The sequence below is a fragment of the Nocardia pseudobrasiliensis NBRC 108224 genome, assembly GCF_001613105.1.
Lineage (GTDB): Bacteria > Actinomycetota > Actinomycetes > Mycobacteriales > Mycobacteriaceae > Nocardia > Nocardia pseudobrasiliensis.
The window spans coordinates 1-12,058 of sequence record NZ_BDBS01000031.1; the positions used below are offsets into that span (position 1 = coordinate 1).

Below are 12,058 nucleotides of genomic sequence, written 5' to 3' on the forward strand. Positions count from 1 at the left end.
CGCGCCCACGCGCGAACTGCGCCGCGCCCGCACCGGCCCACACCCCCGAGGAGATCGCCCACGCCCCGCCCTGGCCGCCGAAGCCGCCGACCGCACCGGTGATCGGCTCGCGGGTGGTCACGTCACCCGCGCCGAACAATCCCGGAACCGTTGTGGCACAGTCGAATCCGGTAACTCGCAGCCCGCCCGTACCGCGGACCGTACCCTCCAGCACCGGCCGCAACTGCACCTTGGGATGCGCGAGCACCGGCGTCGCCGACAGCTGTTCGCGCAGCGAACCGGGCACCTCGTCCAGCGCCGCGTAGATCCGCCGCCCGTCGGCGATCGCCTCGAACGCCGCCGCGCGCGAGCCGAACGGCCCGCCCCCGAGGGCCGCGCCCGTCTCGTCGTAGAGGGTGGCGAAGTGCAGGGCCAGATCGGGCACCGGCCGGGCCGTCGGGACGATGGCGTCGTCGCCGAGCGCGGACAGTCGCACCGGGCCGACCGGGGCCAGCGCGTAGGCGCTCGAGAACTCCATCCCCGACAGCTCGCATCCGGCCTCGACTGCCATCAGCAGGCCGTCGCCGGTATCGACATCGGTGCCCGCGCCGCCGGACAGGAACGCGCAGCCACCCGTCGCGAGCACCACCGCGCCCGCGTGCGCGGACCAGCTGCGGTAATCATTGCGCAACTGCACGCCGCTGGCCCCGGTGACGACCCCCTCGGCATCCACGAGCAGTTGCAGCGCCGGATGATGGTCCAGGATGCGCACCCCAGCCACGATCAGGCTGCGGCGCAATCGGCCCAGATACTTCGCGCCGTCCAGACAGACCCGAGCGGGCAGGCCCGCCCGCTCGCCCGGAAACCGATAACCCCAGCGCACCAGCTGATCGACGCGCCGATGCGTCTCGGACAGCACCCGGTGCATCCACACCGGATCGCCCAGATAACCGCCCTTGGCATAGCTGTGCTGGACCGCGTCCTCCCGGGCCGGACCCGGTGGAACGTTCCACAGCGCGACAAGCCCTTTCGCCGTGGGCCCACTACTCCCACAGCGCGCCTTGTCGACCATGACCACCCGAGCGCCGCCATATGCGGCAGCGAGCGCGGCCCATGCCCCCGCGGGCCCACCTCCCACCACCAACACATCGCACTCGATCGCCGCCACAATGAAAAATATTCGGCCACAATTCACTCGATGGCAACCGTTACGCGGGACTCAATTCCACCATTGCGTAACCAAAAGATAACCCGCCGCACCAAAAACGACCACCGATCCGGAAAAGGCCGCAAAACCACGACGCCGATCGGCAAATAACTGTGCTGCGACAGCGAGCGCCGACAAACCGATATGCCACGCCACCGGACTCGCACCGGGTCCCGGAAAACCGCGGCGCGCACCGAGGATTTCCGCGCCGATCACCACCAGGGTCAGCACGACCAAACCGCCGGCGACCACCCCGCTGAGCGCCCGCAACAACCTCACGCGACGATCACCGGAACCCCGCTGGCCTTATCGGCCAACTTCTCGAACTGGTCGGGATCGGTGGTGAATTCGCCGAGCCGGATGGTCTTGTTGGCGCCGTGATAGTCCGAGGAGCCGGTCATGAGCAGGCCCAGTTCATGGGCGAGCTCGCGCAGCAGCGCGCGATCGGCCACGCTGTGATCGATGTGGTCGACCTCGATCCCGGCCAGCCCGAGTCCGGCCAGATCGCGAATCTCGTCCAGCGCCAGCAGCCGCCCGCGCGAGCGCGCCCGCGGATGCGCGACCACACTCACCCCGCCCGCCGCGGCGACCATCTCGACGGCCTTGTGCAGCGGCGTATCGGCCTTCTCGACGTAGTAGCGACCGCGTGGGGCGAGCAGATCCTCGAAGGCGGCGCTCACGGTCGGCACCACCCCGGCCGCTACCAGCGCCCGCGCCAGATGCGGCCGCCCGGCCGAGGGACCCGCGGAGGCGAGCACGGCCTCGGGATCGATCGGCAGTCCGTCGGCGGCCATCCGCTCGGCCATCGCGCGCACCCGGATCACGCGCTCGGCGCGCAGCCGCTCGCGCTCGGCCGCGAAGACCGTATCGGTCGGATCGAACAGATAGGCCAGCAGATGCACCGAAACCGGCCAGCCGTCCTCGCCCAGGCCCGAGCAGGACATCTCCATCCCGCGCACCAGCGTCATCCCGTTCGGTAGCGCCTCGACGGCCTCGGCCCACCCGGAGGTGGTGTCGTGGTCGGTGAGGGCCACCACGTCGAGTCCGGCCGCGGCCGCGTTGCGGATCAATTCGGCCGGGGTGTCGGTCCCGTCGGAGGCATTGGAATGGGTATGCAGGTCGATGCGCACCCGTCCATCTTGCCGAAGATCAGCGACTAACATCCCAACTCGTGCCCCAGATTCCGCCACTGCCCTCCTTCCGCGGCCGGGGAAAGGCGGAGCCGTTGCCGCATATTCCTGTCCCGACCGCGCGCGCCGTCATCGACTGCGCGGTGTACGTCGACGGTCATCGCCTGCCGGGGCGACTCACCCACGCCGAGGCATTGGCCACGGTGCGGGCCAAGGGGGCCGGATTCGTCTGGCTGGGTCTGCACGCGCCCGACGAGTTCCAGATGGCCGATGTGGCAGGGACTTTCGGCCTGCACGAATTGGCGGTCGAGGATGCCGTGCACGCGCATCAGCGACCCAAGTTGGAGCGCTACGACGACATTCTGTTCCTGGTACTGCGCACGGTGAACTACGTCGAACACGATCTGCACAGCATCACCGAGATCGTCGAGACCGGCGAGATCATGATTTTCCTCGGCCGCGATTTCGTGGTGACCGTCCGGCACGGCGAGCACACCGGATTGACGGGGGTGCGTCGCGAATTGGAGCGGAATCCGCAGCGGCTGGCGCTGGGTCCGGGCGCGGTACTGCACGCCATCGCCGATTACGTCGTCGATTCGTATGTCGATGTGACGCAGGAGATCGAAGACGATGTCGAGGAGATGGAGGAGGAGGTTTTCACCCCGCGCAATCGCCTCGCGATCGAGGCCATCTATCAACTCAAGCGCGAGGTGGTCGAACTGCGCCGGGCGGTGAATCCGCTCTCCCTGCCGCTGCAATTACTCTCCAAGAGCCCGGAATTGCCGCTGCCCAAGGAGGTTCGGCGCTATCTGCGCGATGTCACCGATCACCATACGGCCGTCGCGGAACGGATCAGCGATTTCGACGAATCGCTCAGTGCGCTCATCAATGCCGCACTGGCGAAGGTGAGCGTCCAGCAGAACACGGATATGCGCAAGATCTCGGCCTGGGCGGCCATGGCGGCCGTGCCGACGATGGTCGCGGGCATCTACGGCATGAATTTCGAGCATATGCCGGAATTGCGGTGGACCTTCGGCTATCCGTCGGTGGTCGCCGTCATCCTGGTCATCTGCAGCGGATTGTTCATCACCTTCCGCCGAAACAACTGGCTGTAGTCACAGATTCGCCGCGCCCCGGCCCGGATCGCGCACATCAATTCCGGCCTCGGCCCACGCCTCGCGCAGGGCCGCGGCGCCGCGCACCCGCACCCACGCCGCCTCGGTCGCGGTGATCGGGGCGACCGACAGGAAGCGCACCGGCTCGGCGGGTTCGGGCAGCGGCACCTCGGCCAGTTCGCTCGGGCCCAGCAGCGCCGCGGTGAACGGGGCATTGCGCCACAACGGTTCTCCGAGGTCCAGCAGCGCGTCCTCCCGCAGGACCACACCCTCCACCGCGGGCGAGGCGATGAGTACGCCCAGGCCGCGGCTGATGCCGGTGTGCGGGCCGCCGTGCAGGGCGAGCACCAGTTCCGCGCGGGGACCGCGCAGCGGATCGGCCAGCGCCGCAGTGGGATCGGTCATGGGATGGCGGGCCCCGCCCAGCGTCACGTAGTGGGTGAACTCACCGTCCGGGATCCGTAGGATCTCGATCGGCTCCAAACCCAGAAACGTCACCGACGCCGAATCGGCCGACGGCACACCGTAATGTCCGAGCACCGCGGCTCGAACCTCGTCCAGCACCTGCATGGGTCCTACAGTGCCAGGCGCGCCAGCATGTCCCGCGCCTGCTCGGCGGTCTTGGGCTCGCACAGCACGTCGTAGCGACCGGCCACCAGCTGCATGGTCGAGGCGAAATCGCGCTGACCGCGGGTGGCGGCGTACGGGATCGAGGTGGAGATGACGCCGAAGATGATGCCGCCCACCAGACCCACGATCAGGGGACCGAAGGTGCCCCCGGTGGTGAACAGGCTCAACAGCAGACCCAGGAACAGGCCCAGCCACGCGCCCGACACCATGCCGCCGCCGATGACCCGACCCCAGGTCAGCCGGTACAGCACCCGCTCGACCTGCATCAGGTCGACGCCGACGATGGTCACCCCGTCGACCGGAAACTGATTGTCGGCAAGGAAGTCGACCGCCCGCTGCGCCTCGGCATAGGTCGGATACGACCCGACCGGCCAACCCGATGGAGGCGTCGGCAGGGCCGGCCGATTGCGGTTCGAGTTCCCCAAGGGACTTGTCATGACTCCATCATGCTAGTTTTCGGCCACCGACGGGGCCGCGAAACGCGTGGTTCGCACCATTCCCGCGGCGCGTCCCTTATCGGCTATGACGCGCGCCATCTTCGCGCTCGCCTCATCGATCATCTCCTCGCCCAGCATCACCGCGCCGCGGGCGCCGCCGTCGACCGAGGTGTGATAGGCGTAGGCGTCCAGAATCTCCTCGGCGCGATCGTAATCGGCCTGACGCGGGGAGAAGATTTCATTGGCGGCCTCGATCTGCGTGGGGTGCAGCACCCATTTCCCGTCGAAACCCAGTGCGGCCGTTCGGGATGCGGCGCGGCGGAAACCGTCGAGATCGCGAATCTGCAGATACGGTCCGTCGATCGCCTGCAGGCCGTGGGCCCGCGCGGTCAGCAGAATCGTCATCAGAATGTGGTGATAGGCATCACCGGTGTCATAGCCCTCCGGCTGCTCGCCGACCACCAGGGTGCGCATATTGATACTGGCCATGAAGTCGGCCGGACCGAATACCAGCGTCCGCACCCGGGCGCTCGCCGTGGCGATCGCATCGATATTGCGCAGTCCCAGTGCGTTTTCCAGCTGCGGTTGGATGCCGATGCGGCCGACCTCGAGGCCGGAGGCCTTCTCCAATTGGGTCAGCAGCAGATCCAGCGCCCGCACCTGTCCGGCATCGGTGACCTTCGGCAGCAGGATCTCGTCCAGTTCCGCGCCCGCGCCCTCGACGATCGCGATGACGTCGGCATAGGTCCATTCGGTGGTCCAGTCGTTGACCCGCACCACCCGAATCTGCCTGCCCCATCCGGAGGAATTCAGCGCGGCGATGATATTCGCCCGTGCCGCCGCCTTGGCCGCCGGCGCCACCGCGTCCTCGAGATCGAGGAAGACTTCATCGGCGGGCAATCCCATGGCCTTCTCGATCATCCGGGGTTTGCTACCGGGGACGGCGAGCACCGATCGGCGAACTGACATGCAGCGAGCTCCTTACAGTCGAGATCCGGACACACCACCCTCTAGCCTGGTCGCATGGCAGCGACGAGGGTTTTCGCCGCCAGGCTGGCGGGCCTGGTGGTGCTGGGGCCGGACGGCGAGTCTATCGGCCGTGTCCGGGATGTGTTGATCTCCGTACGGTACGACCGCCAGCAACCGCGGGTGCTCGGCCTGCTCGTCGAACTGCCAACGCGCAAACGGATTTTCGTGCCGATTCTGCGTGTCACCTCGATCGAGCCGGGTGCGGTGACGCTCAACACCGGCAATGTCAGCCTGCGTCGCTTCGAGCAGCGCCCGGGCGAAATGCTGGGCCTGGCACAGGTGCTCGATTCCAAGGTGCAGGTCGACGATCCCGAACACGCGGATCTGCACGGGGTCGATCTGTTCGTGGTCGATCTGGGCATCGAGCAGACCCGCACCCGCGACTGGGTGGTCTCGCGGGTAGCGGTGCGCGGCCATCGCCGGCTCGGTCGCCGCCGCGAGGTACATGTGGTCGACTGGATCCACGTGCGCGGTCTGACCCAGCGCGAACTGAATCTGCCCGGTCAGGACGTGACCCAGCTGCTCGGCCAGTTCGAGGGCCTGCGCCCGGCCGATGTGGCGCATCTGCTGCGCGAACTGCCCGCCAAACGCCGCATCGAACTGGCCCGCGCCCTCGACGACGAACGGCTCGCGGATGTGGTGCAGGAGCTGCCCGAAACCGACCAGGTCGAGGTGTTGCAGAAACTGGGCGTGGAACGGGCCGCCGACGTCCTCGAGGCCATGGATCCCGACGACGCGGCCGATCTGCTCGGCGAACTGCCCACCGGCGAGGCCGAGGCGCTGCTGTCGCTGATGGATCCGGAGGAGTCCGAGCCGGTGCGCCGACTGCTGGAGTACTCCCCCTACACCGCGGGCGGTCTGATGACCCCCGAACCGGTCGTCCTCACCCCCGCGGCCACCGTCGCCGAGGCGCTGGCCCGGGTGCGCAATCCGGATCTGACGCCCGCGCTGGCCTCCATGATCTTCGTGGTGCGCCCGCCCACCGCGACCCCGACCGGCCGCTATCTCGGCTGTGTACATCTGCAGCAATTGCTGCGCGAACCTCCGGCGAATCTGGTGGGTGGGATCGTGGACACCGATCTGTCGCCGCTGGGACCCGATACCCCGCTGGCCGCGGTCACCCGATACTTCGCCACCTACAACTTCGTCTGCGGCCCGGTCGTCGACGAGGAGAACCACCTGCTGGGCGCGGTGACCGTCGACGACGTCCTCGACCATCTGCTGCCGGAGGATTGGCGCGAGCACGACGAGGAAGGCACCGATATGCACGCCGGCGCGCACGCCGTCAACGGAACGGGAGGACGGCCGTGACCGACCGAGCCGACAAGCCGCTGGCCCGTCAACGCCTGGAGACACCGCTCGAGACCCGGTTCCGCTTCGATTTCGACGCCGAGGCGATGGCCCGCACCAGCGAACGGATCGCGCGATTCCTGGGCACCGGGCGCTATCTGGTGCTGCAGACCGTGATCGTGATCGTCTGGATCATCCTCAACGTGTTCGTCGCCATACTGCGCTGGGATCCGTATCCGTTTATTCTTCTCAACCTGGCCTTTTCGACGCAGGCCGCGTATGCCGCGCCGTTGATCTTGTTGGCGCAGAACAGGCAGGACAACCGAGACCGGGTGGCCCTCGAGGAGGACCGCACCCGGGCGGCGCAGACCAAGGCCGATACCGAATTCCTGGCCCGCGAACTGGCGGCCCTGCGAATCGCCGTCGGCGAGGTCGCCACCCGCGACTATCTGCGCCGCGAACTCGAGGACATCAAGGATGCCCTGGCGCGCCTCGAGCTGAATGCACCAATGGACGGAGAAGAATCCGTTGCAATGCCCAAAACGAAGAAGGTTAGCGAGCGAAAGAGGGGCCGGGTCCCGATTTCTCCACAGATCGAAGGCAACTGACCGTAAATATTGAGAACAACAAGCTGACTGCCGGGTAACCTGGATCACGTTGTCCAGAGCGAGCGGCTCGCACGGGTGCCGAGCCGATCGCTCACCGACTACGAAGGGGTTTGGTTGTGCCGATGCGAATATCTGGTCCGATTACCGTATCGGCGCTGGTAGTGGCGGGTTTGGTGGCTTCGGGTTCGACGGCTGTGCACACCTCGGCACGCACCGGCGCGACGAAGCCTCCCGAGGCTCAGCTGGCCGCTATGACGGCTCCCACCGACCGTTCGAGTGCGGCGACCGACCAGTCTGTCGGCCTCGTTCCGGCCGCCCCCGAGCCGCCTCGCAAACTTCGGGCTATGGCCACCCCGGCCGGTGGGCCGCTGTTCGCCGGGACCGTCCCGCTGCAGGACATTTCGCTGCCCGGCGGCGGCGCGCTCGGAATTCCGGAAATCGTGCTCGCGGCCTATCGCAATGCCGAACTGGCCCTGCAGTCCTCGATGCCGGGCTGCGGCCTGAGCTGGAGTCTGCTCGCGGGTATCGGCAAGGTCGAATCCAATCACGCGGGCTTCGGCCGCACCGATGCCAACGGCACCACGGTCGGCGTGATCTACGGACCCGCCCTGGACGGCACCCTGCCCGGCAACGAGGTCATCAAGGCCGCCGACGGCGGATTCGTGCGGGCCGTCGGGCCGATGCAGTTCCTGCCGGGCACCTGGTCGTTCTATGCCTCCGACGGCAACGGCGACGGTGTCTCCGACCCCAACAACGTCTTCGACGCCACGCTCGCGGCCGGTAAGTATCTGTGCTCGGGCGGACTGGATCTGCGCGATCCGCAGCAGGAGCTGCGTTCGGTATTGCGCTACAACAACTCCGTGGCCTACGCCGCGCAGGTACTCAGCTGGTCCAATGCCTACAAGACCGGCGGCGCGCCGACACCGGTGCAGATCTCGCCGGATCTGATTCCGCCGGGCGCCATGCCCGAGGGCGCGGGTTCGACGATGCTGGCGGCCAATACGACCATCCCCGGGCCACCCTCGACGACCGAGCCGCCGAGCTCCGCGGCGACCACCGCGGTGCCGCAGCAGCCGACCCAGGTGATGATCAACATCCCGGGCCTGCCCCCGATCCCGTGCGGCATCTTCTGCCCGCCGCCCCCGCCGAATGCCTGTGGCCCGGCGTCGGTTCCGGCCCCGATGCCCAAACCGGGCGATCCGGTCGCCCCGGTCGAGACGCAGCGCTGGTCGGCCGCGGATCAGAACAAGCCGGGTGAGGTGAAGCCCGGCGACGATCCGAACGCGGATCCGAACAAGCCCGCCGATCCGAATGCCAGGCCGCAGGATCCGAACGCCGCGCGTCCGGCCGTCTGCGCACCGCCGCCCGCACCGGGCCAGCCCGGCGCACCGCAGCCCCCGGCTCCCGCCGCTCCGGCTCCGGCACAGGATCAGCAGCAGTCCGAAACCCCGGCCAAGACACCGGAACCCGGCCCGACCGAACCGGCTCCCGCCGAGGGCCCCGGGCCCGCCCCCGCGCCCGCGCCGCCGGGCATCACGCTGCCCTTCGGCATCGTGATTCCGCTGCCCGGCCAGCCGCAATGAAATAAACAACGAACACGGTCACGAAGAAGTAACGAAAAGGTCTCGGATGCGGTAGCCTCATCTCGTTGTGTCACGAAAGGCTCACAGCGAGCAATGGAGGGCCACCGCACAGTGGGACGTCACCGTAAGCCGCCGACCGTCACCGTTCGGCGCGGATCCGTAATCGCCCTCACCGGGCTGGTGCCTGCCGGAGTCGTCGCGGTGAGCGCGGCCTCGGCCTCGGACGTGGATACCGCAGAGCACGCGACATTGGCTGCGGCGCAGCATCTTTCGGACGACGCTCGCAATGAGCAGGCTCCGAAGTTGGAGGCCGTCGGACATCCGGCCACCGACGAGTTGATGCACGCCGCCAAGCATCCCGGGCCGCCGGTCGTGAAAACCGTTGCGCAGCCCGACGGCCGGGTCGCCTCGGACGCGCCCGCCGGGCCGCTGGGCATTCCCGGCGTCGCGTACGCGGCCTACACCAATGCCGAACGCCTGCTGGCACAGGAGGAGCCGACCTGCCACATGCCGTGGTCGGTGCTGGCCGGTATCGGTCGCATCGAATCGCATCACGCCTACGGCAAGGTCGACGCCAAGGGCAATCCGCTCGATCCGATCTACGGTCCGGTGCTCGACGGCAGCCTCGCGGGCAACAATGTCGTGCACGCGACCGACGGCGAACTCGACGGCGGTATGCGCGGCTATGCCCGCGCGGTCGGCCCGATGCAGTTCCTGCCCGAGACCTACCGCAAGTTCGCGGGCGATGGCGACGGCGACGGCATCTCCGACCCGCAGAACCTGTTCGACGCGGCCCTGACCGCGGGCAAATACCTGTGCTACGGCGGCCTGGACATGAACGATCTGTCCCAGCAGTCCAAGGCCATCATGCGCTACAACAATTCGATGGCCTACGTGGCCAACGTGATGGCGTGGGAGGTCGCGTACCGCACGGGCGTCGCTCCCCAGGCCAGCCAGCTGCCGCGAATCTGACATCCGTAAACTCGGCCCTATGCCAGTGGTTACGGAAGCGGATGTGCGGGGCGCCCTCGCGAAGGTGAACGACCCGGAGATCCGTAAACCGATCACCGAACTGGGCATGGTGAAAAGCGTCGCCATCGGCGCCGACAGCGGTGTCCACGTCGAGATCTACCTGACGACGGCGGCCTGCCCGCTGCGCTCCAAACTCATCGAGATGGTGCAGAAGGCGGTCGCCGATGTGCCCGGCGCGGGCGCGGTCACCGTCGAACTCGATGTGATGAGCGACGAGCAGCGCACCGAACTGCGTAAGAAGCTGCGCGGCGACTCCCCCGAGCCGGTCATCCCGTTCGCCCAGCCGGGTTCGCTGACCCGTGTGTACGCGGTCGCCTCCGGTAAGGGCGGCGTCGGAAAGTCCAGTGTCACGGTCAATCTCGCGGCCGCCCTGGCCGCGCGGGGGCTGTCGGTGGGCGTGCTCGACGCCGATATCTACGGTCACTCGGTTCCGCGCATGCTCGGCACCGATCAGCGTCCCACTCAGGTCGAGCGCATGATCATGCCGCCGGTCGCGCACGATGTGAAGGTCATCTCGATCGCCATGTTCACCCAGGGCAATACGCCCGTGGTGTGGCGCGGCCCGATGCTGCACCGCGCGCTGCAGCAGTTCCTGGCCGATGTGTTCTGGGGCGATCTGGACGTCCTGCTGCTCGACCTGCCGCCCGGCACCGGCGATGTCGCGATCTCCATCGCCCAGCTCATCCCCAATGCCGAAATCCTCGTCGTCACCACCCCCCAGCCCGCGGCCGCCGAGGTCGCCGAGCGCGCCGGCGCCATCGCCCTGCAGACCCGCCAGCGCATCGCGGGCGTGGTCGAGAACATGTCGTGGCTCGACCTGCCCGACGGTTCCCGCATGGACCTCTACGGTTCCGGCGGCGGCCAGGCCGTGGCCGAGCGCCTCACCCGGGCCGTGGGCGCCGATGTCCCACTCCTGGGCCAGATCCCGATCACCCAGGAACTGCGCGAGGCGGGCGATACCGGCACCCCGCTCGTGCTGAGCGACCCCACCAACCCGGCCGCCGAAGCCCTGCTGAACATTTCGGAGAAACTCGCGATCCGCCGCCGCGGCCTCGCGGGTATGTCCCTGAGCATCGACACCACCCGGCACCTGTAGCTACAGGATGTGCCAGTCGAGGGCGACGCCCCGGCGTAGGCCGTCGATGCGGCGCAGTACCTCTCGGGCGCTCGGGGAGGCGGGCGCGGATTTGTAGGCGTTGGTGGTGATCATGCGGAGTTCGCGCAGATCGCGCAGCCAGGTGTAACCGGGCCAGTCGCGGATGTCGAATCCGTAGTCGCGGCAGAACTTCTCGTATTCCACCGGTGGGTGGGCGAAGCGGCGGCAGTGGACCTCGATAGTGACCAGATCCCATTCGGGGTGGCCGAGGGCGACGCTCTCCCAGTCGCACAGCACGCCGCGCCCGGCGGCGCTGTCCCACAGGGCGTTGCGATGATGGGCGTCGCCGTGGATGAGGCCCGAGCGCAGGAAGAATTCGATATCGGCCGCGCCCGCGGCCAGGCGCAGGCGCTCATCGTGCAGCAGGCGGCGATCGAACGGGGACAGGATGGCGCTGGCCTCGATGGCATGCGCGATATGGGCGAACGCGTCGGACAGGTGGCGATGCGGCAGCCACTGCGCCGGGCGGGTGCGCAGGCCGTGCAGCAGGCGCAGCGGTTCGGCCAGATCCGCGGCGACGATCGGCCGCTGCTGCGGCAGATATCGCCAGAACGTCACCGCGCAGCCTCCGATGTGCAGCGGCTGCACCGCCGCGGCCAGCGGCACCGCGGGCACATCCTGGGCTTGCAGCCAGCGCATCAGCGCGACCACGTCCACTGGCGGCCGCACGCCGTAGGGCCGATCGATCTTCACCACGACCGGCGCGCTCACCAGCGCGTACACGGCATTGGTGTGATGGCGCAGCAGCCGGGCGCCGGTCGCGTCGAAACCGGCGCGCGCACAGGCGCGTTCGAGGATCCAGAAGGTCCGTCGCGGCGTGAATCGCGCGACGGACGCACCCGGCGCCGCCGACTCGGGCATC

Annotated in this window: 13 protein-coding genes; 6 read left to right on the forward strand and 7 right to left on the reverse strand. The window is 68.2% G+C overall.

Features of this window, described 5'->3' with window-relative positions; translation table 11 throughout:
- The 3 genes from NP4_RS23510 to NP4_RS23520 all read right to left on the reverse strand — a co-directional run.
- The coding region (locus tag NP4_RS23510) for an FAD-dependent oxidoreductase (protein ID WP_156524936.1) at nt 1–1,147 on the reverse strand (1,147 nt) is incomplete at its 3' end.
- Nucleotides 1,148–1,198: 51 nt separating this feature from the next.
- Entirely contained in the window at nt 1,199–1,465 is a 267-nt protein-coding gene (locus NP4_RS23515; RefSeq protein WP_068001719.1) for a hypothetical protein, read from the reverse strand.
- Nucleotides 1,462–2,316 carry a PHP domain-containing protein gene (locus NP4_RS23520; protein ID WP_068001722.1) on the reverse strand — a complete coding sequence of 285 codons (855 nt, stop codon included), beginning with the start codon at nt 2,314–2,316 and terminating at the stop codon, nt 1,462–1,464. The genes NP4_RS23515 and NP4_RS23520 overlap by 4 nt, the downstream gene beginning before the upstream one ends.
- Nucleotides 2,317–2,357: 41 nt before the next feature.
- Here NP4_RS23520 and corA point away from each other — a divergent pair, with 41 nt between their 5' ends.
- Nucleotides 2,358–3,431 carry a magnesium/cobalt transporter CorA gene (gene corA / locus NP4_RS23525; RefSeq protein ID WP_068001728.1) on the forward strand — a complete coding sequence of 358 codons (1,074 nt, stop codon included), beginning with the start codon at nt 2,358–2,360 and terminating at the stop codon, nt 3,429–3,431.
- Here corA and NP4_RS23530 read toward each other — a convergent pair whose 3' ends face one another.
- The 3 genes from NP4_RS23530 to NP4_RS23540 are packed head-to-tail and all read right to left on the reverse strand — an operon-like array spanning nt 3,432 to nt 5,467.
- Nucleotides 3,432–4,001, reverse strand: coding sequence for a suppressor of fused domain protein (locus NP4_RS23530; protein WP_068001731.1), 570 nt, complete (start codon nt 3,999–4,001; stop codon nt 3,432–3,434).
- A gap of 5 nt (nt 4,002–4,006) precedes the next feature.
- On the reverse strand, nt 4,007–4,498 hold the full coding sequence (locus NP4_RS23535) for a YflT domain-containing protein (RefSeq protein WP_062511947.1): 492 nt from the start codon (nt 4,496–4,498) through the stop codon (nt 4,007–4,009).
- A gap of 12 nt (nt 4,499–4,510) precedes the next feature.
- Nucleotides 4,511–5,467 carry an HpcH/HpaI aldolase/citrate lyase family protein gene (locus NP4_RS23540; protein WP_068001734.1) on the reverse strand — a complete coding sequence of 319 codons (957 nt, stop codon included), beginning with the start codon at nt 5,465–5,467 and terminating at the stop codon, nt 4,511–4,513.
- A 54-nt stretch (nt 5,468–5,521) separates the two neighbouring features.
- On the opposite strand from NP4_RS23540, the gene NP4_RS23545 reads away from it, so the two are divergent.
- The 5 genes from NP4_RS23545 (at nt 5,522) to NP4_RS23565 (ending at nt 11,136) form a co-directional block, all read left to right on the forward strand.
- Complete coding sequence (locus tag NP4_RS23545; protein ID WP_068001737.1) at nt 5,522–6,838, forward strand: magnesium transporter MgtE N-terminal domain-containing protein; 1,317 nt, start codon at nt 5,522–5,524, stop codon at nt 6,836–6,838.
- Nucleotides 6,835–7,425: a DUF1003 domain-containing protein gene (locus tag NP4_RS23550; protein WP_068001740.1), complete on the forward strand. Its 591-nt coding sequence runs from the start codon at nt 6,835–6,837 to the stop codon at nt 7,423–7,425. The genes NP4_RS23545 and NP4_RS23550 overlap by 4 nt, the downstream gene beginning before the upstream one ends.
- 344 nt (nt 7,426–7,769) lie before the next feature.
- Nucleotides 7,770–9,008, forward strand: coding sequence for a lytic transglycosylase domain-containing protein (locus tag NP4_RS23555; RefSeq protein WP_245996849.1), 1,239 nt, complete (start codon nt 7,770–7,772; stop codon nt 9,006–9,008).
- Between the two features lie 111 nt (nt 9,009–9,119).
- On the forward strand, nt 9,120–9,980 hold the full coding sequence (locus NP4_RS23560) for a lytic transglycosylase domain-containing protein (RefSeq protein WP_068002100.1): 861 nt from the start codon (nt 9,120–9,122) through the stop codon (nt 9,978–9,980).
- Nucleotides 9,981–9,999: 19 nt separating this feature from the next.
- Nucleotides 10,000–11,136, forward strand: a complete 1,137-nt coding sequence (locus tag NP4_RS23565; RefSeq protein WP_068001746.1) for an Mrp/NBP35 family ATP-binding protein — start codon at nt 10,000–10,002, stop codon at nt 11,134–11,136.
- On the opposite strand, the gene NP4_RS23570 is transcribed toward NP4_RS23565, so the two are convergent.
- Nucleotides 11,137–12,057, reverse strand: a complete 921-nt coding sequence (locus NP4_RS23570) for an aminoglycoside phosphotransferase family protein (protein ID WP_068002105.1) — start codon at nt 12,055–12,057, stop codon at nt 11,137–11,139.
- Between the last annotated feature and the right edge of the window lies 1 nt (nt 12,058).